Source organism: Stenotrophomonas maltophilia group sp. LNF247 (genome assembly GCF_054083135.1).
The window spans coordinates 78,954-102,480 of the sequence record NZ_JBSRQL010000005.1 but is presented as its reverse complement, the minus strand read 5'-3'; the positions used below and the strand labels follow the sequence as shown (position 1 = coordinate 102,480).

The 23,527-nt window shown below is 61.5% G+C and carries 20 protein-coding genes; 12 read left to right on the top strand and 8 right to left on the bottom strand.

All coding sequences use genetic code 11. The features are described from left to right. Positions 1 to 69 precede the first annotated feature (69 nt). Positions 70 to 2,646 (bottom strand): TonB-dependent receptor plug domain-containing protein, encoded by a 2,577-nt coding sequence (locus tag ACTXG9_RS07140; protein ID WP_456115602.1) that lies wholly within the window; start codon positions 2,644 to 2,646, stop codon positions 70 to 72. A 337-nt stretch (positions 2,647 to 2,983) separates the two neighbouring features. On the opposite strand from ACTXG9_RS07140, the gene ftrA reads away from it, so the two are divergent. The 3 genes from ftrA to ACTXG9_RS07125 all read left to right on the top strand — a co-directional run bounded on the left by ftrA (position 2,984) and on the right by ACTXG9_RS07125 (position 5,089). Further along, a complete protein-coding gene (gene ftrA / locus ACTXG9_RS07135) occupies positions 2,984 to 3,985 on the top strand; it encodes a transcriptional regulator FtrA (protein ID WP_180832278.1) in 1,002 nt (333 codons plus the stop codon). A gap of 95 nt (positions 3,986 to 4,080) precedes the next feature. Continuing rightward, positions 4,081 to 4,524: a BLUF domain-containing protein gene (locus ACTXG9_RS07130; RefSeq protein WP_021202891.1), complete on the top strand. Its 444-nt coding sequence runs from the start codon at positions 4,081 to 4,083 to the stop codon at positions 4,522 to 4,524. Positions 4,525 to 4,621: 97 nt separating this feature from the next. Continuing rightward, complete coding sequence (locus tag ACTXG9_RS07125) at positions 4,622 to 5,089, top strand: chemotaxis protein CheW (protein WP_456115601.1); 468 nt, start codon at positions 4,622 to 4,624, stop codon at positions 5,087 to 5,089. Between the two features lie 11 nt (positions 5,090 to 5,100). On the opposite strand, the gene ACTXG9_RS07120 is transcribed toward ACTXG9_RS07125, so the two are convergent. After that, positions 5,101 to 5,601, bottom strand: coding sequence for a hypothetical protein (locus ACTXG9_RS07120; RefSeq protein WP_456115600.1), 501 nt, complete (start codon positions 5,599 to 5,601; stop codon positions 5,101 to 5,103). A gap of 92 nt (positions 5,602 to 5,693) precedes the next feature. Next, the gene (locus ACTXG9_RS07115) at positions 5,694 to 6,281 is read right to left on the bottom strand and encodes a TetR/AcrR family transcriptional regulator (RefSeq protein ID WP_456115599.1); all 588 of its coding nucleotides are present in this window, start codon (positions 6,279 to 6,281) and stop codon (positions 5,694 to 5,696) included. Positions 6,282 to 6,514: 233 nt separating this feature from the next. On the opposite strand from ACTXG9_RS07115, the gene ACTXG9_RS07110 reads away from it, so the two are divergent. The 6 genes from ACTXG9_RS07110 (at position 6,515) to ACTXG9_RS07085 (ending at position 9,538) form a co-directional block, all read left to right on the top strand. Further along, on the top strand, positions 6,515 to 6,970 hold the full coding sequence (locus ACTXG9_RS07110) for an SRPBCC family protein (RefSeq protein ID WP_456115598.1): 456 nt from the start codon (positions 6,515 to 6,517) through the stop codon (positions 6,968 to 6,970). An 11-nt stretch (positions 6,971 to 6,981) separates the two neighbouring features. Then, positions 6,982 to 7,296 carry an ArsR/SmtB family transcription factor gene (locus ACTXG9_RS07105; protein WP_049410880.1) on the top strand — a complete coding sequence of 105 codons (315 nt, stop codon included), beginning with the start codon at positions 6,982 to 6,984 and terminating at the stop codon, positions 7,294 to 7,296. Between the two features lie 2 nt (positions 7,297 to 7,298). After that, positions 7,299 to 7,757, top strand: coding sequence for an SRPBCC family protein (locus ACTXG9_RS07100; RefSeq protein WP_074726021.1), 459 nt, complete (start codon positions 7,299 to 7,301; stop codon positions 7,755 to 7,757). 134 nt (positions 7,758 to 7,891) lie between these two features. Continuing rightward, positions 7,892 to 8,311, top strand: a complete 420-nt coding sequence (locus ACTXG9_RS07095) for a helix-turn-helix domain-containing protein (RefSeq protein ID WP_134732355.1) — start codon at positions 7,892 to 7,894, stop codon at positions 8,309 to 8,311. Further along, on the top strand, positions 8,308 to 9,174 hold the full coding sequence (locus tag ACTXG9_RS07090; protein ID WP_188249789.1) for an alpha/beta fold hydrolase: 867 nt from the start codon (positions 8,308 to 8,310) through the stop codon (positions 9,172 to 9,174). Before ACTXG9_RS07095 ends, ACTXG9_RS07090 begins: the two co-directional genes overlap by 4 nt. Then, positions 9,167 to 9,538 (top strand): DUF4180 domain-containing protein, encoded by a 372-nt coding sequence (locus ACTXG9_RS07085; RefSeq protein ID WP_134732350.1) that lies wholly within the window; start codon positions 9,167 to 9,169, stop codon positions 9,536 to 9,538. Before ACTXG9_RS07090 ends, ACTXG9_RS07085 begins: the two co-directional genes overlap by 8 nt. Here the strand turns inward: ACTXG9_RS07085 and ACTXG9_RS07080 are convergent. The 3 genes from ACTXG9_RS07080 to ACTXG9_RS07070 all read right to left on the bottom strand — a co-directional run bounded on the left by ACTXG9_RS07080 (position 9,535) and on the right by ACTXG9_RS07070 (position 12,978). Further along, positions 9,535 to 10,317 carry a 3-hydroxybutyrate dehydrogenase gene (locus ACTXG9_RS07080; RefSeq protein ID WP_329859265.1) on the bottom strand — a complete coding sequence of 261 codons (783 nt, stop codon included), beginning with the start codon at positions 10,315 to 10,317 and terminating at the stop codon, positions 9,535 to 9,537. The two genes, ACTXG9_RS07085 and ACTXG9_RS07080, sit on opposite strands and share 4 nt — an antisense overlap. 1,364 nt (positions 10,318 to 11,681) lie before the next feature. After that, positions 11,682 to 12,161, bottom strand: coding sequence for a hypothetical protein (locus ACTXG9_RS07075; protein ID WP_456115597.1), 480 nt, complete (start codon positions 12,159 to 12,161; stop codon positions 11,682 to 11,684). Between the two features lie 85 nt (positions 12,162 to 12,246). Further along, positions 12,247 to 12,978 (bottom strand): hypothetical protein, encoded by a 732-nt coding sequence (locus tag ACTXG9_RS07070; protein WP_111098740.1) that lies wholly within the window; start codon positions 12,976 to 12,978, stop codon positions 12,247 to 12,249. 548 nt (positions 12,979 to 13,526) lie between these two features. Between ACTXG9_RS07070 and ACTXG9_RS07065 the strand changes: the two genes are divergently transcribed. After that, entirely contained in the window at positions 13,527 to 14,102 is a 576-nt protein-coding gene (locus tag ACTXG9_RS07065) for a 5' nucleotidase, NT5C type (RefSeq protein WP_456115596.1), read from the top strand. Between the two features lie 93 nt (positions 14,103 to 14,195). Here the strand turns inward: ACTXG9_RS07065 and ACTXG9_RS07060 are convergent, their stop codons facing one another. Continuing rightward, on the bottom strand, positions 14,196 to 15,035 hold the full coding sequence (locus ACTXG9_RS07060; RefSeq protein WP_111007948.1) for a type 1 glutamine amidotransferase domain-containing protein: 840 nt from the start codon (positions 15,033 to 15,035) through the stop codon (positions 14,196 to 14,198). 97 nt (positions 15,036 to 15,132) lie between these two features. On the opposite strand from ACTXG9_RS07060, the gene ACTXG9_RS07055 reads away from it, so the two are divergent. Both ACTXG9_RS07055 and ACTXG9_RS07050 read left to right on the top strand, forming a co-directional pair. Then, entirely contained in the window at positions 15,133 to 16,050 is a 918-nt protein-coding gene (locus ACTXG9_RS07055; protein ID WP_456115595.1) for a LysR family transcriptional regulator, read from the top strand. A gap of 550 nt (positions 16,051 to 16,600) precedes the next feature. Next, positions 16,601 to 16,957 carry a hypothetical protein gene (locus tag ACTXG9_RS07050; RefSeq protein WP_456115594.1) on the top strand — a complete coding sequence of 119 codons (357 nt, stop codon included), beginning with the start codon at positions 16,601 to 16,603 and terminating at the stop codon, positions 16,955 to 16,957. Between the two features lie 845 nt (positions 16,958 to 17,802). Here ACTXG9_RS07050 and ACTXG9_RS07045 read toward each other — a convergent pair. Further along, entirely contained in the window at positions 17,803 to 22,524 is a 4,722-nt protein-coding gene (locus ACTXG9_RS07045) for a hypothetical protein (protein ID WP_456115593.1), read from the bottom strand. Positions 22,525 to 23,527 lie beyond the last annotated feature (1,003 nt).

Below are 23,527 nucleotides of genomic sequence, written 5' to 3'. Positions count from 1 at the left end.
TGTGTAGAGCCGAGCCATGCTCGGCTGCTTTCGCCTTTGCGGAGTCGAGCCATGCTCGACTGCTCCAGATCAGAACCGGTAATTGATCCGCCCGTACCAGAACGCCCCGATGCGGCTCAGCACGTCGCCAGAATCCCAGGTCGTCTCGATGCTCGCCACATCGGTGGCACTGCGCGCGTACTCCGGCACCTTGCGGGTGCGCTTGTCGAACACGTTGTTGATGCCCAGCGCCGCACTCCAGCCCGCACCCAGTTCCACGCCACCGGAGAGATTGGTCACCAGCACCGGCGGCTGCTTGTACTCCACGCCGTTGTTCAGGCGCTTGATCGGTCCGTAGTAGGTGAAGTCGACGTTCGAGCGCCAGCGCCCGTTCTGCCAGCCCAACCCCGCCACCTGCGTGTAGCTGGGCGTACGGAAGCGCAGCGCGTACTCGCTGCTCTTGGTCAACAGGTTGATGTTCGGCAGCCCCTGCAGCGCCGCCGGAATGTCGCTGACCTTCTGGATGGTGGTACGCCCCACGTTGGCCGCATAGCTCCAGCGCAGCTTGCCCCACGCGGTTTCCTGGTTGGCCTCCAGGGTCAGCTCGACGCCGCGTGTGCGGGTATTGCCCACGTTGGTGAAGTAGCTGGCGTAGAACGCATCCCCCGGCAGGATCCTGATGCCGGCCGAGCCCAGCAGCGCATCGATGGTGTTCTTCTGCGCCGTACTCAGCACCGTGCCGCTGTTGTCGGTGATGCGCGCTGGATCCTGCGCGTTGTAGCCGATCTGGCTGGACTGGCCGAGCTGGCCACGGATGTCGATCTGGTACGCATCCACGGCCAGGTGGAACGCCGGGCTCGGGTCCCAGGTCACGCCCAGGCTGTAGTTGGTGGCTTTCTCGGGCTTCAGCGGCGTCGCACCCAGCGCAACCGCCGCCGGCGAAGACACCTGCGCCACCAGCGTGGTGCCGCAGGGGCAGCTGCCCGTGGCCTGGTAGTACTGCGCGCCCAGGCTGGGTGCATGGAAACCGTTGCTGACCGTGGCGCGCACGCCCAGCGCGTCGGTGAAGTCGAAGCGCGTGGTCAGGCGGCCGGTGGAGACACTGCCGAAGTCGGAGTGATCTTCCCAGCGCGCGGCCGCATCCAGATACCAGCGCGAGGTGATGTTGGTGGCCGCGCCCACATAGACCGCCTTGCTGTTGCGGGTAGCCTTCACCGCGTCCGCAGTGGAATAGCCGACGAAGGCCGCAGCACCAAAGCCGGTATACGACTCCCACTGCCCCGCCCCACGTTCGTACTGTTCGTGCTGGTACTCGGCACCTGCGCTCACTTCCAGCGGCGAGGCGAACGCAGCCACCTCGAAGCCACGGCGCAGGTCGAGGTTGGCGATACCCTGCTGGTAGTCCAGCTTGCCGTCGTAGAAGTCGGTAGGCGAACCGGGGTATGGCAGCGAGTAGTTCACCGAGTTGCGGGTATACGTGCGCACCGTGCTGCGGTTGCCGGTCAGGCTGGCGTCGTAGTCCCAGCCTGCGATCTGGCCTTTCACGCCCGCGGTGCCGGTGTACTGCTTCTCCTTGGTTTCCAGCACCGGCAGGAAGCCATCGGGAAACACGCTCAGCACGCCGGGTGCCTTGTAAGTGGTGAAGATGGTCGCCGGCAGACGGAAGTTCTGGATCGCCTGCGCGGTGCGGTCACTGGCCGTAGCGTTAGCGTAGAACTGCGCGCTTTCGCCCAGGCCATGGCCCGCATTCACTGCGAAGGCCTTCAGCGCATACGATGGCGAACTGAGGATGGTGTTGGCCTCGGCATCGCGGCTGGCTTCGGCCGGGTTCAGTGATGCGCCGGCCGGCAACCGGTTGTTCGGGCGCAGCGCAACGAGATTGCCGTTGGCATCCACTGCCGGATAGCTCAGGTAGCCATCGATGTAGCGGCGGGTGCGGATCGCATGATGCTGGCGAGTGGTCTCGCCAGACAGGTTGACGAAGCCATCGGCGCCCCACGGCAGCCCCACGTTGGCACGCACGCTGGTGCGCGAGCCATCGCCATCAATGCTCTGCCCGCTTTCCACGGCGAGCTCGCCACCGTGCGCCTGCGATTTCAGGATCACGTTGACCACGCCGGTGATCGCGTCCGAACCATAGATGGCCGACGCGCCATCGCGCAGCACTTCCACGTGGTCGATCGCCGAGACTGGAATCAACGCCAGGTCGGCCCAGGCGTGGCCTGGGAAGCCGCCGCCGTTGGCACCGCTCACATAGGCACTGGCATTGCGGCGCTTTCCGTTCACCAGCACCAGCGTGTAGCCGGGCGACAGGTTGCGCAGCTGGTAGCCACGGATCAGGCTCTCCTGGTCGCTCTGGTAGCCACCAATCTGGCTGAGCGACGGCAGTGCGCGCTGCAGTGCTTCCAGCAGGTTGGCCTGGCCGGTGGCGGTGAGGTCTTCGGCGGAGATCACGTCGATCGGCGTGGAACTGTTCTTCACCGTACGCGTACTGGTGCGCGAGCCGGTCACCACCACGGCATCCAGCGTGGACGCGGCCACGTTGGCCGTCGCGGCGGCGGCAGCAGGATCCGCATCGGCTTCAGCCGCAAGGCTGGGCGAAGCGGCGAGGATGGCTGTGATCAGGACAGCGAGAGTGCTCAGGACAGGGGCGTGGGCGGCAGGCATGGGGGCTCGTGGGGGTGGGCCGGAAACACGCTTCCATTCAAGGGCCTGTTCACCCACCGCGACAGGCGCGATCGCGTCACCCAGCCGTAACATCCGGCCACCCACATGACCGCTGGTAATGAGGTTAGGCGGCATTGCCGGTGCACTGCTGTCTGTAGAGCCGAGCCCACGCTCGGCTGCTCTTCGCGACGGCGTCAGATGCATCCCCCTGCCGGTATTGAGCCGAGCGTGGGTTCGGCTCTACAAGAGGGGAGCGACCGCTCCATATGCCTGGCCGGCATCACCTCATGCCCGCGCACCACTCAGCGCCATGCATCTGCACCCGTAGCATCAAGCCATGCCCAGCCCACCCGCCGACCCCGCTGCGCCGCTCGTTGCCATCGTCGCCTGCCACGGCCAGGGGCTGTTCGAATTCGGCTGTGCGGTGGGCCTGTTCGCGCCGATAAGACCCGAGCTCGGCGTGGCCTGGTATCGCACCCAGCTGTGCGCGGGTGAACCCGGTGCGCTGCGCATGCTTGGCGGAACGCAGGTGCAGCTTCCCTATGACCTCAGCACAGTTGATGACGCCGACATCATCGTCATTCCCGGTTGGCGCGAGCCCAGCGAGCGCCCGCCACAGGCGCTGCTTGATGCACTCATCCGTGCCCACGGCCGTGGCGCACGCATCGCCTCGATCTGCTCTGGCGCCTTCGTGCTGGCCTGGGCCGGGCTGCTCGATGGCCGCCCGGCCACAACCCACTGGCGCCTCACCGAAGCGCTGGCGCGCGACTTCCCACGCATCGATGTGCGCGAGGACGTGCTGTACGTCGATACCGGCAGCATCATCACCTCGGCCGGCTCGGCCACCGGCATGGACATGATGCTGCACATGGTGCGCAAGGACTACGGCGCGCGCGTGGCCAACCTGGTGGCCGAGCGGCTGGTACTGGCGCCATGGCGTGATGCCGGGCGCAGCCAGCGCGTCAGCCGCGCCATTCCCCATGGCGAGCCCTCGCGTCTGGCAAAACTGATGGAATGGATGCGCCGCAACCTGCGCGAGCCGCACTCGCTGGGCAGTCTTGCCGAGCAGGCCGCGCTCAGCCAGCGCACCCTGCAGCGGCAGTTCCTGGAAGCCACCGGCCTGTCACCCATCGACTGGCTGATCCGCGAGCGCGTGGCATTCGCCCGCGAGCTGCTGGAAACCACTGACCGGCCGCTGCAGTGGATTGCCGAGCAGGCCGGCTTTGGTTCGCAGGAGTCGTTCCGCCGGCACTTCCGCTGCCAGGTGGACGCCAGTCCTACCGAATACCGCAGCCAGCATCGCGGCGGAATTGGCGCGGATCGGCTGGTGGGCTGCTGATCCAACGCATCACTCCCAGGTGATGCGTGAGGAAAGGCTCACGGCAGGCTACGGCGCCCCACGTATAGTGACGGGCGTCACAAGAAGCCCCTTCCATGCTCCACGCATTTGCCTACTCCAGCCACATGTCGGCTGGGCTTTCCGATGAAATCCTCCGGCAGATCGTCTCCTGCTCTGCTACGTTCAACCGTCGCGTGGACGTTACCGGAGCGCTGCTCGTCGACGGTCAGCGGTTCTTCCAGTACGTCGAAGGTCCTCCCGACGGCCTGGAGGCGGTCAAGCGCCGCATCCATGACAGTCGCTCGCATGCTGCCGTCGTTCCGGTACTGGACATGGCCATCAGCGCGCGTGCTGTTCCCTATTGGGCCATGACCCGCATCGACACCGGGCAGATCATGGTGTCCGGCCTGGTCAATGCGCGATGGGACGAATTTGGCCATGCCGTTCCGGGCATGGATCAGCTCGTCGGCCTGCTGCGTCCGCACTTTCCGCGCATCGGCCCGCTCAGTGCGCACCATGCGCCCGTCGGATCCAGCTGAACCGCCGCCTTGCGCGCGTAGTCCCACGCGGCCGCGTACTCCCTGCGCACGTCATCATTCAAGCCGCGTTACCCATCGTTCCTGCCAGATCCACAGCATGCCTGTACCCGCTCAATCTTCAACGCAAACACGTGCCTCGCCCGCCGAGTTGTTCGAGGTCGTCGTCCTTCGTGCAGGCACGGCCCTGTTCGCGATCGACGTCCAGGTGGCCGTGGAAATACGCGGCCCCGAGACCTTCGGCCCCGCAGATCATCAGGGCCGGCGGACCCTGGAGGTACGGGGGCAGCCGTTGCCGGTAGCCGACCTGCGCAGGCTCAGCGGTCAACCGGCATTCGGTGGCGGCAGCCCTGCCGTGCTCTTGATCAACGCCGGTAGCGCAACCCTGGCGCTGGCGGTGGATGAAGTGCTGGAGATCGAGACGCCGGACGCAACGCCAGACGTATCCGCGCCTGCCGAGGGTCGGGTGTTCAACTTCTGCAGCCGGCATGTTCGGGTGGATGCCACACGTTCGGCTGCGCTGATCGAACCGCAGTCGTTGCTGGCTGAAATGGCCATGCGGGACTGAGGTGCCTCTGCTCAAGGGCGCCTGCGAACCGGTTGAGACCGCATGCGCCAGCACTGCGCGGCAAAGCCCAGCACAAACACTGCCGCCAATCCCAGCAACGTATGCAGCACCACCGGGGCCATCGGCGCCGCAGCTATCGGTTGCGCGGCCGGCAGGCGGGTCAGCGTTTCATTGACGCCGGGCACCAGCGACAACAGGAAACTGAACGACAGCGCGAAGGTCGACAGGTAACGCGCTGCGCGCCCCAGCCAGCGCAGCCGGTCGGCCAGCACGCCGCCGAAGGCAACCAGCAGCACGATCAACCCGAATGCGTGGCCCGGGTTGATCCCGCCCGTACTGGAGACGGTGAACGAGGTGGCCACCGACAGCACCAGCCCGAGCAGGTACAGCTTGCCGGAGCGTGTCGCGGGGTCGATCGCGCGATGGCGAATGAAGGCATACAGGCCGGCGAACACCGGTACAAGGCTGACTGACGTGTGGATCACGCCCAGCGTGGACAGAGAGTGCGACATGGAACATCTCCAAGGGTTGATTGAACCTACTAGTAGGTAGACTGCTTAATCAAAAAAAGAGGCCTACGTTGCCGCAGGCCGACCACAAAATCTCAGGCAGTCGCGCTCACCCGCGCAATGGCCAACCGTGCCAGTGCCGCGAAGGTCGCCGCGTCACCAAAACCGCGCGCGGCCAGCATCGCGCCATGCACCGACGACATGAACGCCCTGGCCTCGTCCGCAGGGGAACCCTGCAGGCGCAACTGGCCCAGCGCCGCGCCCTTCTCCAGCGTCACCGCCAGCCACCCGCTCAGATCCTCGAAATGCCCGCGCACTTCATCGGCAATCTCCGCAGGGATCATCGGCGCCTCGGCTGCCAGCATCGCGCAGATGCAGAACGAAGACGTGCCACCGGCAATACAGCTCGACCAGTAGTCCACATAGGCGTTGAGCTCCCGCAGCGGGTCGTCCAGCTGCCGGTCCAGCAGCGCCAGGCCTTCGCGCGCCTCGGCCCGGTACAGTTCAACCACCGTGCGCACCAGGTCCGCCTTGCTGGGGAAGTGGTGATGGATGCTGGCCTTGCTGATGTTCACCCGCGCGGACACGTCGGCGTAGCTGAAGCCGTTGTAGCCACCGGCCTCCAGCAGCGAGCGGGCATGGGCCAGGATCTCCTGGGCCTTGGGCGAGAGCGACTCTTTCATGCCGTCAACCTACTAGTAGGTTGACGTCCTGTCAACTATCCGCGGCCGGGTGGGCAGCATCTGGTAGTGCCGGCCGCTGGCCGGCAACTGCACGCACCCAACTCCACCGGGATGCCGGCCAGCGGCCGGCACTACCGCATCCGGGCGTTCGTGGCCGGTTTTTACATGCAGGTATTTACCTGCATATAGTCCACTCAAGGGCGGCACCTGCCGGCCCATGCGAGGAACCTGCAATGGTGGATATCGCACACCGGGTCGGCATCAAGGCCCCCGTAAGCCAGGTGTACCAGGCCCTGGCCACCCCCGAAGGCGTGGCGGCCTGGTGGGCTGAAGACACCCACGGCGACCGCAACGTCGGCAGCACGGTCAGGGTGCGCTTCACGAACAACGGCCAGGAAATCGGCGCCATGGAAATGCTGCTGGAACAGCTCATTCCCGGCGAGCTGGTGCTCTGGAAGTTCCTGGCCGGCCCCGCCGAATGGATCGGCACGCATGCGCGCTTCGCACTGAAACAGGAAGGCGACTACTGCATCGTGCTGTTCACCCACGAAGGCTGGAAGGAACGCGTCGAGTTCACCTCCCACTGCAGCACCAAGTGGGCGGTGTTCCTGATGAGCCTCAAAGCCCTGCTGGAAACCGGCAAGGGCCAGCCCAACCCGCACGACGTCAGGATCGACAACTGGAACTGAAGACGCCCCGCATGAATGCAGACAAGGTGTTCAAGGCCCTGGCCGACCCCACGCGCAGAACGCTGCTGGACCTGCTCTGCGAAAACAACGGCCAGACCCTGGGCCAGCTCTGCGAGCACCTGGACATGGCCCGGCAATCGGTCACCCAGCACCTGGGCCTGCTGGAAGACGCCAACCTGATCAGCACCGTGCGCCGTGGCCGCGAGAAGCTGCACTTCATCAACCCGGTGCCGCTGCATGAGGTCTATGAGCGCTGGGTACGCAAGTTCGAGCAGCAGCGCCTGAGCCTGCTGCATGACCTGAAACGCGAACTGGAAGGAGAATGACGATGTCCGCAGAGACCACCCGCTTCATCCACGTGATCTATATCGCCTCCACGCCACAGAAGGTGTTCGAGGCCATCACCCGCCCCGAGATCGCCAGCCGCTACTGGGGCCATGAAAACGTCTCGGACTGGAAGCCCGGCTCGCGCTGGCAGCATGTGCGCGCCAACGAAACGCGCTCGGTCGAGCTGGTCGGCGAAGTGGTGGAAAGCACCCCGCCCTCGCGGCTGGTCATCACCTGGGCCGCCGCCTCGCAGGCCGACGACCCGGACGCCTACAGCCGTGTGACCTTCGAGATCGTGCCCTACCAGGACATGGTGCGGCTGACGGTTACCCATGAGGAGCTGGAACCGGGCAGTGGCATGGATACCGGCATCCGCCAGGGCTGGCCGATCGTGCTGTCCAGCCTGAAGTCGCTGCTGGAGACGGGCAAGGGGCTGGATGTGTTTGCCAAGCCAGCGTAGCCGTCGGGAGGGTTGGCCCGCACGAGCGGCACCGGGCAGATGGCCTCCTGTCGCCGTCGCCGCGCAATCCCCAATCGCTCCCGAAAATTGCATTTCATGGAACAATAGGGAGCGCATGGTTCTCGAGTTCCGATATGTCCCCCGCGTTGCTAACCGTCGATCAGGCTGCCCAGCAGCTCAGCCTGCACCCCAAAACCGTCCTGCGGCATATCCGTAGCGGCCAACTGCGCGCGACCCGCATCGGCAAGTCCTATCGCATCACCGCCGAAGACCTCGACGTGTTCACCGGCACCGTGCGTCAGCCCTCCACTGCGCGCCCACAGCTGACCACGGTGGTGGATATTCCCGGATGCGGTGCGGCACGTGCCGCCGACCTGGTGCGTGCCCTGCATGCGCGCGTCACCGGCCGCGAGGCCGACGATGAGCCGCTGCGCATGGAGACGATCTATTCGCCTGAGCACGATGTGCTCAAGCTGATCGTGATCGGTGGCCTGGCAGGTTCCACGGCGCTGCTGGTCAGCCTGCAGCGTCTGCTGCAGGACCGCAGCGCATGAAGCGGCAGCGCCCCGGCATTCCCACGCAGCACGTACTTGCCGCCTATCGCCAGGTGCTTTCGGACTGGCCGGTACCACACGAATCGCATCATCTCGCCACCCGCGCCGGTTCGACATTTGTGGTCAGCTGCGGCCCGGAACACGGCCCTGCCCTGGTGCTGCTGCATGGCACCCTCAGCAATGCCGCCAGCTGGATGTTCGACGCCGAACGTTGGAGCGAGTACTACCGCGTGCACGCCGTCGACATCATTGGCGAACCGGGCCTCAGCGAAGGCACGCAACCTGCGCTGGACAGCGACGCGCATGCGCAATGGCTGGATGATGTCCTCGACGCACTTGGCGTGGAAAGCGCAGCATTCGTGGGCCTGTCGTTCGGCGGCTTCCTGGCACTGGACTACGCGCTGCGAAGGCCTGCCCGGGTCAACGCACTGGTCCTGGTCAGCCCCTCGGGTATCGGGCGCCAGCGTGCATTCCTGCTCAAGGCGCTGCCACTGTTGCTGCTTGGCCGATGGGGACGCGAGCGCCTGCGCCGCGCGGTCATGGGTCCCGCGCCACTGCATGCACCTGCACGTGCGCAGCCGCTGCTCGACCTGTTGGCATTGATCCGTGCCGAGGTTCGGCCACGTCCGCTGCGCATTCCCCGCATCAGCGACGAGCGCCTGGCTGCGTTGCATCCGCCGGTAGCCCTTGTCATGGGCGCGCGTGATGCCCTCATCGACACCCCTGCCGCCGCCGAACGCATGAAGCGGCTCGTCCCGACGGCGGACGTCACCCTGCTCGCAGACGCCTATCACTACATCCCCGGCCTGCGCGAAGACATCCTCGCCCGGCTGCGTCAACTGCAGAACCTCCAGCATGAATGATTCCATTGAACACATCGGCACCACCGGCCTCCTGCGCATCGCGCCGCAGGGCCCCGCACTCGATGCCAACGGCCTGCGCGATCTGGTCGGCGATGCCCTTGGGTACCAGGCCGAGTGGATTGCCGTGCCGGTGCAGCGCCTTTCGGCAGACTTCTTCGAGCTGCGCTCCGGCATGGCCGGGCAATGGCTGCAGATGCTGGTGAACTACCGCCTGCGTTTCGCCGTGCTGGGCGATGTCAGCGCCTACCGCGCACAAAGCGAATCACTGGACGCGTGGATCACCGAATGCAACCGCGGCCACAACGGCTGCTTCGTGTCCGACTGGGATGCCCTGCTGGCACGTCTTCCCGTGTCGGCCAGCTAGCGCGCCGTCCAGCCCCCATCCACCGGCAGCCCCGTGCCGGTAATCTGCGCTGCCGCGTCCGAGGCCAGGAACACCACCATCTCGCCCAGCTGCTCGGGCGTCACGAACTGCAACGAGGGCTGCTTCTCAGCCAGCAGCGCACGCGCAGCGGTCTCCTGATCCGTGCCTTCGCGCTCGGCCAATGCGGTGATCTGCTGCTCGACCAGCGCCGTTCGCACCCAGCCTGGGCAGATCGCGTTTGCGGTGATGCCGGTGCCCGCATTCTCAAGCGCGGTCACCTTGGTGAACCCCACCACGCCATGCTTGGCCGCCACGTAGGCCGACTTGTTCACCGAGCCCACCAGGCCGTGCACCGACGCAATGTTGATGATGCGGCCGGCGCCTTGCTGCTTCATGTGCGGCAACGCCGCCGCCGTTGCATGGAACACCGCCGACAGGTTCAGCGCCAGGATCGCGTCCCACTTCTCGACCGGGAATTCCTCGATCGACGCGGTGTGCTGGATGCCAGCATTATTCACCAGGACGTCGATGCGCCCCATCTTCGCAACGGCGTGGTCGATCATGCCTCGCACTGCCTCGCCCCGCGACAGGTCAGCGCCGTCATGCGCCACGCGCACGCCGAACTCGGTTTCCAGCTTGGAACGGATGCGTTCGATCTCCGCCGCATCGCCGAAGCCATTCAGCACGATGTCGGCACCTTGCCGCGCCAGCGCGGTGGCGATGCCAAGACCGATACCGCTGGTGGAACCGGTGACCACCGCAACCTTTCCACTGAACATGGGCAAGCTTCCATTGGGCGTAGGTGGCCAGTGTAGCTTCACCGGCGCGCCCCTTTAAGCGGCGCTACCTTGGTCAATCAACGGTTAAAACGCGTTGGGTAGCCGCCGAGGGAAGTGTCCAGCATTCATTCAAAACGGGCGGTACGCCTCAGAGGGGGCGCAGCCGTGGCCTGCTGGCGATGCTGTCCGACTCCCACAAGGGCAATGCATCCATGCTTTGCCCGGCGGATCGAAATCGAACAGGTCCGAAAATAGCTTCTGCGGCCGTTCTACTCCCCCCACCTCCAACCGGGCGGAGCGCCTTTCATCCAGCAGATAAAGACAAGGACCAACACTACGGCCCACGTGTAGAGCTGAAACGCGATGGGCTCGCGAAATGGAGAGAACAGAAACGGACCCGCCAGCAGCAGGCCGAATGCGACTGCGTAAACAAGCCAGCCCTGCCACGCGCACGGCATCCCCCAACCCCATCCGTACTTTTTCCTGGTAAACCAGTACTTCCTGCTGATCATTGCAATCTTCCTCGATGGCCGCCGGTCTCACGTACCTGATCCAAGCATGCTTTGAGCTGTTCGTGAAGACGTCGGTCCAGAATCAAGTCAGTATCCCCTCTGGTTGTGACGAGAACAGAGCTACGGTCCGTGCGCAGCACGAAGACGTTGCGACCGTTCTGCATGCGGAACTTGCCAAGTTCAACGCCCCCTGTGCTGGTCCCAAGTTGCCGGTGAGGCAGCGTGATCGTTGAAGCATCGGAAGCGTCCTGCCACGAGACACTGGAAAGCGGGAGCTGCAGTCGGACAAACGCTGCTGACCCAATCAGCTGGCCATCTGTAACGGCGATGTACGCTGTCCGCGCTTGATATACGAGGCCAAAGGCAACTACGACAACAACGGCCAGCGCCGAGCCGAGCGCAATATTCCTGGCTGGCACCCCGCCAGAGCGGGATGCAAGCCATATTGCGATCAGAACCACGGCTGCTGCCACGCATATGCCGAGAGGAAGCGCGTAGGCGTGAATCAGGGATACGTCCAGCGTCGACCGGCACATCATCAGGAACTACTCCGCAGAGATTGACCGCATGCCATAAACGTAAATCGTCTCGACAATTGCCTCAAATGCGTCTTCGTCACAGGTGACAAGGCCCACGCTTCGCATCGCGCGCAGAAACGAGCCGACCTCGTTCCATGTTACGGGCTTTGCGTGTTCATCGCAGATCATACTTGCACTGCCACGCATGAGAATGCTTCGGCATCAGATACCGCGCAACAAACGCCCATTTCTCATCGATCGCATTGGCCGAACAGGAGCTGCGCGCTGTGATGCCATTGCAGTGACACTGTTCATACCGAACTTCAAACACGCTCTAGAAGAGAACGCTCGCTCGATCAACGGTCGCCAGCGGGTTGGCCTTCCGCACCGCCTCCAGAAAGAGCAGGAAGTCGCGGTTGAACAGCGACAGGTTGTTGGTGAACGTCACGCACTTTCTACCCGATGCTCTGCTGAAGCACACCTGCCAGACATAGCGCGAATAGATGACGTCGGACGTTCGTGTGACTGAGGTGATCTGCGAGAGCGGAACCGCCGTGGGCACCGGCCCACGCCGCAGGTAAAAGGACGCCGCATCAAAGAAGTAATGCTCGCGATCCTCTTTGCCATCCACCATCACCAAGGTCATGGATGCTCCGGATATCCGGCGAGGAGGATCCAAACGCAGCCCCGATTTCACGGACGAGCGAGCAGTTGCCGACATTCGCCGAAGGGTAAACCAGAGGATCACCAACGGAAGCGCCGCAAGGACAATGAAACCTACGGTCTTCAAAGCAGTTTCCAGCGTGCTGGGCACACAGATCTCCAGGATGAACGTTCAGGCACTTGCAAGGCCCGACTAGATCCACGCCACGCGTGGATGCTCTGGCTTCAACGCCCCATCACTTCCAATGATCCGGCCCCAGGAACGGCAGGCTCAACACAAACACCGGAACCGCCACAGGGATCAACGCCGCCCCCAGCACCTTGCCCGCCGCCGAACCCACACCCGGCTTGTCCTCCCTCTCCGGCAGGATCCGCTGCGCCCGCGCATTGATCGGCTGTGCCAGCTTCCCCTTCTCCGCCAGTGCCGCAGCATCCGGCAACTGCACCCGCTCGCCGTCGCCCTCGAACAGCGCGCTGTAATAGCTGCCGCCCTTCCGTGAAAGATTGCAGGCGCGATCAAACGCCAGCGCGTAGCGGGTCCGGTCCATCGGCAGGTAGTAGCGCGCCCGCTCCTCCACGGCCTTGGCCTCACGCGATGGGACCTCAATCCGCTCCAGCTTGAACTGCGCGGCCTGCTCCGGCGTTACCTGCTCCGGCCGCAGCAGCAGCGCATAGCTGCCATGGACCTTGGCCTTGTTGGCCGGGTCGCGCCAGTCCTCATGGAAGTACATCTGCGCGCAGGCCACCGCCTCGCGCAGCGGGCTGTCCATCAGCGCGCGGTACTCGCGGAACGGCGCGGCATTGAAACGCATCGGCTCGTCATAGCGCGGCAGCAGATACAGCTGGCCGTCGTCGGCCACGAACGCACTGGTGATCTCGCGGCTTGAGGCGTGCTCTTCCGGGCCACTGGCACAGCCGGACAGCAGGCCAAGGCACAGGGCGGAGAGGATGAAGAAGGACGTTCGCATGGCGTGTTCGAGGGCTTCCCTGGGAAATCGGCCCCTCCCGAAGGGACGAGGCAAGCCCGTCATGGTGCCATGCCGGCCTTGCCATGCCCAATCAAACTGCTGGAGATCGAGCGGGTTCAAACCGCTGGCGCTGGTCGGCGTGATATATTGAGTGCGCCTGGACATCCATGTTCAGTGACGTTCCTGGATCAGTCTGGAACGAGCGCAACAGGTATATCCCCGTTCGGCCTTTCCGTAGCGCTTGGGGATTATCCAACCACCAGCGCACCAGATTGCTCCTTGGTTGGCGAAATGAGCCAGCGGCTGCGGGCCGTGCGTCTTGGCCAAGGGCCAGCTCAGCCGCCCGCAGGCCCTTGAAGAAGCGCCGCGACATAAGCCGCATTTCCAGCATGCCGATTACGGCATCCGTGGGTCGCCGCCCCCTTCAGCCGTGCCGGCGTAGTCGGCATCGCGATTGCCGCCACGTCTGTCGCAATCGCCAAACACTTTGCCCCGCTACTGGGGAACCGATGAAGAAGAAAGCCCACTCTTGAGAGGAGAGCGCGTAAATGAACGCTGATGATGTGAAGTCAATACCGATGATGGACCCGCTCGCCAACCAGCACACACGTGGATCGAGTGCATCCAGACGCACCATCTACGTAGATCTTGATGGCGTAATGGCCGACTTCGACGCGGCATTTCCCGCCCTGTTTGGCCTGGACCACCGCGTGCTTGCCGACGATGAAATGTGGGGGCACATCAACAACCACCCGTCATTCTTCCGCGACCTTCCGCCGATGCAGGGTGCAGTGGAGTTCTTCCACAGCATCCACCACTTGAACCCGGTGATTCTCACGGCCTGCCCGAAATCGAACTATCCACTCGCTGCCATGCAGAAGCGGCAGTGGGTCCGCGAGCACCTGTCAGCAACCTGCCTGGTGTTGCCTGTGCTCGGCGGCAGGCACAAGCCTCTTTTCATGCACCAGCCAGGCGATGTTCTGATCGACGATTTCGAAGCGAACTGTGATGCCTGGACAGCGGCCGGAGGCATAGCGATCAGGCACGCCGGCGATTGGACTGCGACGCGTCACGCGCTTTCCCAGATTGAAGATCTGTCAGGGGCAGCGCTCGCGAAGGGCTGATGCCCTCTCTTCCGACCACGTTGAGACTTCCATAGACAGGCCGAGGCGCTGGCCCCTCGGCCCAGGGCTGGCAACCTGCTGCGCAGCCCCGCCTTACTTCAACCGCTCCACCAACCGCTGCCCCACCTCCAGCGCCGAAGCCGGGTTCTGCCCGGTAATCAACTCGCGGTCCACCACCACATGCCCGGTCCACGGCGTGGTGTTGCTGCTGAACTTCGCCCCCGCCCGCTGCAACGCAGTCTGCGGGTAGAACTTCATCTCGCCACCGCCCAGCAACGGCTTGGCCTGCTCTTCTTCCTGGTTGCTGATCACCGTCATCTGGTAGCCGCTGTAGATCCACTTCGGCGTGGCCGGCATCGCGCCCGCGTCCAGCTTTGCCACGAAACCCGCCGCATCCGGCAGCGTGGAGAGCAGCGCGATCGGCCCGTGGCAGACCAGCGCGGTGGTCTTGTTGCGCTGGTGGAAGTCGGCCAGCAGCCGACCCAGTGCCGGGCTCTTCAGCAGGTCCTGCATCGGCGCGTGGCCACCGGGAATGTACACCGCATCGAAACGCGCGTAGCCCTGCTGCTCGACGCGCGCCAGGCTGACCACCGGCGAGGCCATCGGCGAGGTCAGCGCCAGTTTCTCCAGCAGTTCCTTGTGCAGTTTCAGCTGCGCGGCGTCGTTGCCGAAGTACGCCGGCGTCACCGAGGACGCATCCACGGTCGGCGCCCGCCCCTGCGGCGTGGCGAAGGTCACCTCGTGGCCCGCGTCCAGCAACAGCTTGACCGGCTGCATCAGCTCGTTGAGATAGAAGCCGGTGGACAGCACCTTGCCGTCCTTCAGGTCCAGGTGGTTTTCGTCAGACAGCACCACCAGCACGTTGGCGGCCTGCGCGCCGCTGGCGGCCAGGGTCAGGGCCAGCGCTGCGGCCAGCCGGGTCATCAGGTTCATGGGGTCGCTCCTATCGGGGAATGGCGGCCACTTTATTCATTGCCCCAGCGGCGATAAATTGGCCCCATCGCAAAACATCTGTTCCCCGGAGAACCAAATGAGCCGCAAGTTCGACTACCTGGGCGATGTGGAGGTGTTCCTGGCGGTGGTCGAGCACGGCTCGTTCACGGCCGGCGCGGTGGCGCTGTCCACCACGCCCTCGGTGCTGAGCCGCGCGGTCACCCGTCTGGAAGCGCGGCTGGGCCGGCAGCTGCTGCAGCGGACCACCCGCCGCGTCGGCCTGACCGACGCCGGGCGGCTCTATCTGGAACAGGTGCGCACGGCCTTCGGCCTGCTGGACGACGCCGAGCGCGACGTACTGGCCCAGGAAGGTGCGCTGGCCGGCCGCGTGCGCCTGAGCGTGCCCACCACCTATGGTCACTACCGGCTGCCGCCCGTGCTGGCGCGCTTTGCGCAGCAGTACCCGCAGGTGCAGGTGGAACTGAACATCACCAACCGCAACGTGGACTTGGTGGCCGAAGGCTTCGATCTGGCCATCCGCCTGGGCCAGCTGCCGGACAGCGGGCTGGTGGGGCGAAAGCTGGAAGACGCGCCGCTGCTGCTGGTGGCCGCGCCGGACTACCTGCGGCGCCGCGGCACGCCGCAGACGCTGGACGACCTGCAGCAGCACCTGTGCCTGCCCTTCGTGATGCCGCGCACCGGGCGGCTGGCGCCGTGGATCTTCCGCGACGGCGGACGCGACGTGGACTGGCTGCCGCGTTCGTCCATCGAGACTTCCGACGATGTACTGGGCGTGGTATCGCTTGCCGAACAGGGCATCGGCATCTGCCAGAGCTATGCGTTCATCGTGCGCGAGCGATTGCTGCGGGGGGAATTGGTGGAAGTGCTGCCGCAGCTGCGGGGACGGTCGCGGCCGTTCTCGGTGATCTATGCGCCGCATCGGAGGCAGTCGGCGGCGGCCCGGGCGATGATCGAGTTGCTGGTGGGAAATGCGGCTGAGAATCGCGCTGGTTGAAGCTGCGAGCTTGTTAACGGTGTCGGGTTTGAACCGATTTTCGAGGTGTGCGGCTGATCGCGCGCCGTTGATTGGCGAGGCGGACTAAGAACTGTTGCAAAGAAGGCTGTCGCGCTAATCGCTTGCGGCATGGGCGATTGCGCCAGTTTGAATCGCCATCAGCAGAGCAGCTGCGCGAATGCGTCTGCTGGCGTCGGGTGTTGCATGAATGGCGCGTGTGACAATAGTTCTTCGCTCTCGGATTCGGCGATTCCTTCGCGAATTTCTATTTGCATTCGAAGCGGCTGCGTAAACACCATGGCGCGCCACCGACAACGGGTGGCCGGGTCTGCAAACCCGTGATGAGAGATGCACCTGTAGTTTGCGCTTGCCCGTCGGCACCGTCCTTAACCGGTGCCGGCGGGCAATCCGTCGGCCTTTCTGGCGGGCGGTGCGTGGGGGTCTTCGGACCCACCGGTCTATGGTGCTATTTCATCCCGGTTTGCAGCCACGCATCGTCCGCCACCTCTTCACGGTGGCGCTGTTAAGCACAGCCACGGAAGCCGACGCTATGAACGAATCCGATACCTTCACCTCGTACACCGTTGTTGAGCCCATCAACGACGACACGCCCCTGCCCGACCTGAACTCCCTGCTTGGCATCCTCAAGCGCATGCGCGGCTGCGAGGGGGCTGATGGGCATCCTTGGCCAGAAACCGATGTGTCACCTGGCCGTCGCGTGAGTCTGGCCAGGACCGAGCGCGCGATGGTGGGAGCGCTGACGGTACTGGAGCTGCTGCACGCGGCAGACCGCTGCCGGGTGGCAGCGGATCCGGAGCGGCATTTGGATGAGGGGGTTGTGGATGGGTTGTTTCTGGCTTGCCGGGGGTTGGTTGAGTGGGCATGTCAGCAAGTCAGACCGGACTGACCTGTAAGCGCACTCTTGCTGCGTAAATGGCACTCGTCGCCTCAGCGTCCGCTTTCGGCTAGGAGCGGACACCCTCATGGGCCTGTAAACGCCTAGGCTCCTCCCTTCCTCAGTGCGCCGCGCCCAAGGTGCTGGGCAAGCACTTGTGCAGCGTTGACAGATACCGACAGCACTTTGTCATCGAAGACGCCCTTGAACCCGCCAGCTAGCAGCAGATAGGCAGCATTGAGGCTACGTTGGCACTCATCGTAGACGACACAGCAGGCGTCACCTCGAACCCATACTTCATCGGAAACGTGACCAGCAGCAGAAACTGCAGGCCTCAATCCGCGCTGCGTCACAGCCGCACTGTCGTTTCATCCAGATCAGTACCGCACGGCGCAGCAGCAGCCAGTCGAGGATTGCTCCCGCACACTTCCCAGCGAGCCGCTCGCTCCTCGCCATCAACGAACCGTCGTAGTGGTGGCCGATTAACCACAATGCCCCGCATAGTGAATAGGGCCGGCACGACCACGAGCCTCCGCAACCAGGCCTGCCTTGGCCGGATGGCCGCGGCGCCACGTAGCACAGCGAGACGCTTGATCAAACCGGCAGAACTAACGCTCAACCTCAGACGCACCCCTTATATCGACGCTGAGAGATTATATAGACCATCTTCGTGCAGCAGAGGGGGGGAGACACTGGAACAGCGCACTGTCCATCCAGGTGCTACTCATACCTCTTTAGCGCATCAAGCAATTCAAACACGCTCGTTCTGCCTAGTAATCCAAGAAGAAGATCCACGGATCAATGAGCATGCGCTAGCGAAAGGATGCCGCCCCAGAAGGGGCGGCATCGGTGATTTATCAGAGGGTTACCGACTTGTACTGCGCACGGACCGAGTTTACAAGCCGACTCTTGTTCTTATACTTGAGTACCTCTTCGATCACAGCTGGGCACTCATTAGATAGCACCGGCGAAATCTCACTTAGTTTGCCAATACCAAGGCTATTAAAGGAAGTCCCCAGACGAAGCGCAGCCATCCCGCTAATCAGCCAACGGTCATGTATGAGAATCTGACCCTTGTTGTCGTAGCCGGCCATTGCAATGATTTCAGTAGCCGGCGGCTCGTCATCTGAAATCATTCTCCATTGCGCAAGGAAACTCTCTCGATCAAAGTTAATTCCTTCCACGGCCTTGAGACTTGTCAGCACCGTAACCTGCGCATCAGGACATTCGGCCAGCACCAGCTGCAGAAACTCACAATCCCCACTTGAGAAGTAGGCATCACAAAGGACTACAGAGTCGGATGAATTGCTTCTAAGCCAGAAACGCATGAAGTCCATTGCCTCTTGGCGATGCCCTGGCCTGACAATGAGAGCACTCTCCGATGCTAGACCTGAGGCCGGAATTGAAGCGCGGGATCTGGAAGAACCGATGCGACTCGCAGTACTGAGTGCAATCTCGCTTGATAGCATGATGACCTCAAGCAGTGGTCTGATTCGAGACTCAGCATCCACATCACGCATGCACCTAGACGCCGCGTTCTCTATATACCAAGCGAGCACGGGGTAGGAATCAGGAAGGTACATATCTCCGGCCTGAACAAGTGCGCCAATCATTTTCTTCGGTTCCTTAGCCTGCATCCTACCGCTCACAAGCGAGCAGAGATTACGCTGAGCGGCATCCGACAGGTCTGACGCGCTACTTTGCTGAACCTTTTCCGCATCCTCATCACCAAGTCGCTTCCTTATGCCTTGAATGGCGATGTCTCGATCGAAGCGCTTCTTCATCTCCAGTCGAGCTGGATCCTCATCAGAAAGCTCCGACACCATCTGTGAAAGATCAGCGCTGACGACATCTGCGAGGTCGACCAGATTCCGTCGCCAACGAGAATCTACATCTCGATGACCGCTGTCGAGCGAGATCTTCAGCGCATCCCTCAATGCAGTCTTGGCCAGCGCCGGCGCAACTTCACGCACCGCTCGAATATAGTTCTCAAGCCTTGTGTACTTGTCATAAGAAGCAGGAAGTTCGTCGATCAGTGACCTGGCGTCTGCCAACAACTGCTTCCTCAAATCAAGCATTCGTGCCGGAAGGCACTTAGACACTTCGATGAGAACGTAGGCTCGATCAGCTCGATTGCTTACTGCCTTCGCCCGCAGGATCAACTGATCCCACTCCGGCTGCTTTGCCTCGAGTATCCGCATAGTCTGTGCGAGACAAACAATCAAATAGCCGTCGTGCCTGACATTTTTCAGATCGGGAAGCTTTGCTTGAGCAAGGTCTTGAGCCCTGATAGCAAAGTCTCGCCTCTGCTGACCCGTCAAACGCGTCTTGTTGTCCCGGGACGAAATGGCACGGCAGGCAGGCTCGATCAAAGCCCAAAGCAGCCAATCGTCGTTCACGTTATCCAGCAGCGCCAAGAGGTCCATTAGGTCCTCGTGATCTGGGATCACCCGCGCCTCTTCCAACTCCTGAGATGGTTCCCCGGTACTTTTCCGGGACAGCATCATCCTACCTGTGCGATAGAAGGCCGATGCCTTTTGCTGAGGAGAGAGCGTGTCAAACTCCTGGAGCGCAGTAACAGCATGCGCTACGTACAACGCAGGAGCGGCAATGGCGACTATTGCCGCCGTATCGGCTTCGCTTCCAACATCACTCCCACTTATGAGTGGGCGGATCTTGTCCTTAACAACAGCCTTGCACTCATCGGTGCGCCGCTCACACCAGAATCTTGTTGCCAAATCCGTGTAGATGTTCACACGCGTCGAAGAACACGGTATAGCATCGCAAAGTCTATACATCCGGTCCAGATCAGCCTTCGTCACCGCGCCATACTTCATCAGCGGCCTAAAGGCCCGGGTCATAAGCGCGAGACAGTGAGCAACCACATCGGCAACAGCGCGCTTCCCCAAGGTCTCGCTGCGATTAAGAACCAGTGCTTTTTCGTAAACACTCTCGGCCACCCCAAAATCCTTCTTCGCAAGGATCGGCACAAGAAGATACTGATACTCAACCCGCGAGAAAAGTGAATCAATGCTCTCGACGGCGGAGTTGAATATATCCATCAAATCATCAATACTCTCCTCAGGCTGCTCGGCAACCGCAAAATCCAGAACGTCAATCGCTATACTGCAAACGAAATGAGGATCCCTTGCGCGGAGCGGAAGCTTACGCAGGAAGGTGCTCCACTGCAGAGGCGACTTCGCGGTCACAACCGCTCGCGCGGCGGCAGCCAGAGCAAGATCTCTGGTGTTGTAATCTTCTATGGCACTAATGGCAGCATTGATCTCTGACTCAAGAGCCGAAGACCACGGCCTCTTACATGCCGCGTTTATCACGTTTACTCTAGCATCATCCCTTGACATGGAAGAATTCAGGCGGTTAACGACTTCAAGTGCCTGGGAGACACTATATGTTGCAAGGGAGTGGATTGACCTCTTTAGGACCCTGCCTTGATTTGCACTGTCACATATCAAGGCGTCAATATTTGCAAGTAGATCTTTTCTGAAAACATCGCTAAAACCATCGCTTTCTTCGAGCTTGCGATCAACGTCAACGTCGTCCAAAGCCGAGAGCATGATGGCCAGACAGTCGACTTTTGTCTCCACACTCCCGATGTTATCCACATCAAAGTAGGCGTCGTTCATGCGCGCCGAACAGCGATCGAGGCTGACGCTGTACTCCGCGTGCGCTAGCCGCATCTGTAGCAACGTTAGATCTTTAGACGGAGATGACCGCTCGATTAGCGGTATCTGGCCCTCAATTCTTCTAAGTAAGCTCATCCTTAGACCTTCGTCACCGATGAGGCGAAGGGGAGCAGCCAAGTCCGCAAGGTCCACTGCCTTCGGCACGTACTCTGAATTTGCAACAAGTTGGTCAAGAGCATACGATACAACTTCTGCGGCATTTTTCTCATCACCGCATAGGCCAATAACCCAGCGCAGAAATTGCATCCGTTGCCCAATCTTCATCCCACTAGCGAGTGTAAGCACTTGCTTGGTCGACGACTGATCAACAACTGAACGCAGAGATGACAGCAGTTTCTGCAGCCGTTCATCCGAAATTTCGGATGTAATTCTATCCCCCTGCTCTCCGCCGTCTCTCTGCCCCATGCTCGCGGCAAATGACAGACGCGCGAGCACTTCGTTCCTGGACTTATCCTTAGCCCGCCCACTACGCATTGCCGTATCGAGAATGCTCAATGCGAGGTCCGGCATTACGAATATTAAGTTCTCCGCTATCGAGATGGCAGCATCGCCTAGCTCATCGAAATTAACGGAACGCGCAACCTCACCTATATAATCGGTGATCTGCGGGTCGACCGTCCCTTCTCTTTCTCGCACCCGGCGGCAATACTCGGCAAGCAGCGAGATTCGCGCCTCGTGCGTTGGCGCATTGATTGCCACATCCAATGCTTTATCATCTTTTCCGAGCGCAGCTAGGGCCCCTACTTCCGCCTGAAGATCTTCGGTCGCCATGAGCGCGCCGAAGATGCTTCGCTCCATGGAAAAGCGATAGACATCTACAGCATCCCGAAGCTCGGAGGCGGCTCGGACACCCAGAGACGCTCGCCCCCTTAGTGCAGAGATAGACTGCGTGTGCTTTAGCAAGCTGTCATAATGATCGGCAGATATGCAGCTAACAATTTCTTTGCGCTGCCCCATTAGACGATAGTAGGTCGGCAGAAACTGTAGTGCGATAGGACTTCCCGGGTTGGCCGCGAGGTAGTCGATGAGAAGATTAAGCGCCCGTTCCCGATAGTCTTCTAGCATCCCCGCAGCAATGGCGCGATGCGCCTCAGATGTGAATGAAAAAATAAGCGTATCGGGATCCTCCAGCAGGAAGGGCAATTCGCTGCAGTATGCTCTCAAACCAGGTGCATCCACGCTTTTCACGATGCTTGTGAGCTCCTTCCAAGTTAGCTCCTGCTTTGACTGTCCTAGTACAGCAAGCAGCAGCTTTACACCCGAATCCAAGCTGGGCAAAGCACTGAATTCGAGCTTTACAAAGTCGAGATGCTGCTCAATGTCGGCGGATAGCACTTCATCTGCTGTTCGGCCCGAGGCAACAAGTCGCTTGAAGGATGCGAGGTTTCCTATATTCCCGCGGCAAAGCCTCTTCACCTGCTCGCGTTGCGAAGACGTCAAAACCAAATCTGAAAGATAGGCCTCTGCCTCGTAGTCGCCGAATTTCGGAATGGTGAACGACTTGCTCCTGACGCCTTCGACATATTGGCTCAGAGCGTCATCCGATCCACTGATCAGGAACGAGAAGTTCTCGACCCCAATAGGAAGTAGCTCGGTAATAATCTGGCGAGCGTCATCGAGTGGCACTTGATGAAGGCCATCAACGACAACAAAGAGTCGCGAGCCACGACTTCTCTTTCGCACCTGAAGGACAAGTCGCCTCAGCGCACCTTCGTCAAATGGAGTTTCGGGCACAGGAGATTCCGAAACATACATCCAAAACTGCTCAGCCAAGAGCTGGGTCAAATATTCCAGCGAGTACGAGATTTTGCTAGTCGCTTTTATGAAAAGCGAAAACGTGTTTTGAGGATAGGTCCGACAGAAGTGCGACAACAAGATCGATCGGCCCGCCCCCTGATCTGCCTCTACGAACACAATCAAGTCATCGTTGAAGAGCAGATCTCTCAGGCTCTCCACGTAGTGGTCGCGAGGTACAAAGTCCCTTGGCAGTTGTGGAGGCGAACCAAACTTTGCCTCCAGCGCCCCCTCAACTACCTCTCCATTTAAGACAGACAGCTCGGTCACAGCCCCCCCCCCCCTACGTTAGTCCATTATCCCTAGCCTCCCGCGGTCATCGCGAGAAAGCTACCTTGACAGATGTTAGCACCACACCGGATGGATTGATCCTTCACGACACCACCTTGCTGCGAAGAACACATGGCGGTGCATCGCGGGTCATATTGTCGCAGAGGACACTAAGTGACCATGCAATTCGTTCAAGCAAACGGCCATGTATCCCTAAGAAAGCTCAAAAAGTGACCACATGGCTGTGCGGCGCTCTTAGCCGGCGCAAAACGCTTGTTCCGAATCGCCAATGTTCGGACCAGGCGCGCCTGCACCCGGCGGGACCTGATGATCAACGCAGAAGAAGTCTAAGTAGCTCATGTCCGCTGCCGCCAAGAAGCGGACATTGATCAAGAGCTTAATTATGCCGTGCCCCGGAGTTGAGGTGGATTGAACAAATTGTTAGGGCACACTTGTGGCCGCACCTTGGAGTCACTCCATCTTCCTCAGTTCATGGACCAAGAGCCTTGCTCCATTCTCGTCCACGAGATCTTCATACATGACCGTGCTGTCTCGAAAATGCGGAACTAAGCAATTCAAGACGGCCCTGAGTGCAGCAAGCATCTCCCCTAACCATTTGCCGCCAATTCCGCTCAGGGGATAAGAACTACGATTACTGAGGTAGTCGCGATCCTGATGAGCGATGCACTTGTTGCGATGCTCGCGAGCGAACCCCGCTACAACTGATGCTTTGTCACAGAGTTTCTGCACCTCACCCTGCAGGTCTTCATCGGAGAGTAGCGGAGGTAGAGACTGAATCTTAAGGATTCTTCTT

Coding starts and splice junctions, on each gene's coding strand:
- ACTXG9_RS07050 (WP_456115594.1), top strand. CDS start 16,601: ATGAACGAATCCGATACCTTCACCTCGTACACCGTTGTTGAGCCCATC.
- ACTXG9_RS07065 (WP_456115596.1), top strand. CDS start 13,527: ATGAACGCTGATGATGTGAAGTCAATACCGATGATGGACCCGCTCGCC.
- ACTXG9_RS07095 (WP_134732355.1), top strand. CDS start 7,892: ATGTCCCCCGCGTTGCTAACCGTCGATCAGGCTGCCCAGCAGCTCAGC.
- ACTXG9_RS07140 (WP_456115602.1), bottom strand. CDS start 2,646: ATGCCTGCCGCCCACGCCCCTGTCCTGAGCACTCTCGCTGTCCTGATC.
- ACTXG9_RS07055 (WP_456115595.1), top strand. CDS start 15,133: ATGAGCCGCAAGTTCGACTACCTGGGCGATGTGGAGGTGTTCCTGGCG.
- ACTXG9_RS07110 (WP_456115598.1), top strand. CDS start 6,515: ATGGTGGATATCGCACACCGGGTCGGCATCAAGGCCCCCGTAAGCCAG.
- ACTXG9_RS07090 (WP_188249789.1), top strand. CDS start 8,308: ATGAAGCGGCAGCGCCCCGGCATTCCCACGCAGCACGTACTTGCCGCC.
- ACTXG9_RS07105 (WP_049410880.1), top strand. CDS start 6,982: ATGAATGCAGACAAGGTGTTCAAGGCCCTGGCCGACCCCACGCGCAGA.
- ACTXG9_RS07100 (WP_074726021.1), top strand. CDS start 7,299: ATGTCCGCAGAGACCACCCGCTTCATCCACGTGATCTATATCGCCTCC.
- ftrA (WP_180832278.1), top strand. CDS start 2,984: ATGCCCAGCCCACCCGCCGACCCCGCTGCGCCGCTCGTTGCCATCGTC.
- ACTXG9_RS07115 (WP_456115599.1), bottom strand. CDS start 6,281: ATGAAAGAGTCGCTCTCGCCCAAGGCCCAGGAGATCCTGGCCCATGCC.
- ACTXG9_RS07120 (WP_456115600.1), bottom strand. CDS start 5,601: ATGTCGCACTCTCTGTCCACGCTGGGCGTGATCCACACGTCAGTCAGC.
- ACTXG9_RS07060 (WP_111007948.1), bottom strand. CDS start 15,035: ATGAACCTGATGACCCGGCTGGCCGCAGCGCTGGCCCTGACCCTGGCC.
- ACTXG9_RS07125 (WP_456115601.1), top strand. CDS start 4,622: ATGCCTGTACCCGCTCAATCTTCAACGCAAACACGTGCCTCGCCCGCC.
- ACTXG9_RS07130 (WP_021202891.1), top strand. CDS start 4,081: ATGCTCCACGCATTTGCCTACTCCAGCCACATGTCGGCTGGGCTTTCC.
- ACTXG9_RS07080 (WP_329859265.1), bottom strand. CDS start 10,317: ATGTTCAGTGGAAAGGTTGCGGTGGTCACCGGTTCCACCAGCGGTATC.
- ACTXG9_RS07085 (WP_134732350.1), top strand. CDS start 9,167: ATGAATGATTCCATTGAACACATCGGCACCACCGGCCTCCTGCGCATC.
- ACTXG9_RS07070 (WP_111098740.1), bottom strand. CDS start 12,978: ATGCGAACGTCCTTCTTCATCCTCTCCGCCCTGTGCCTTGGCCTGCTG.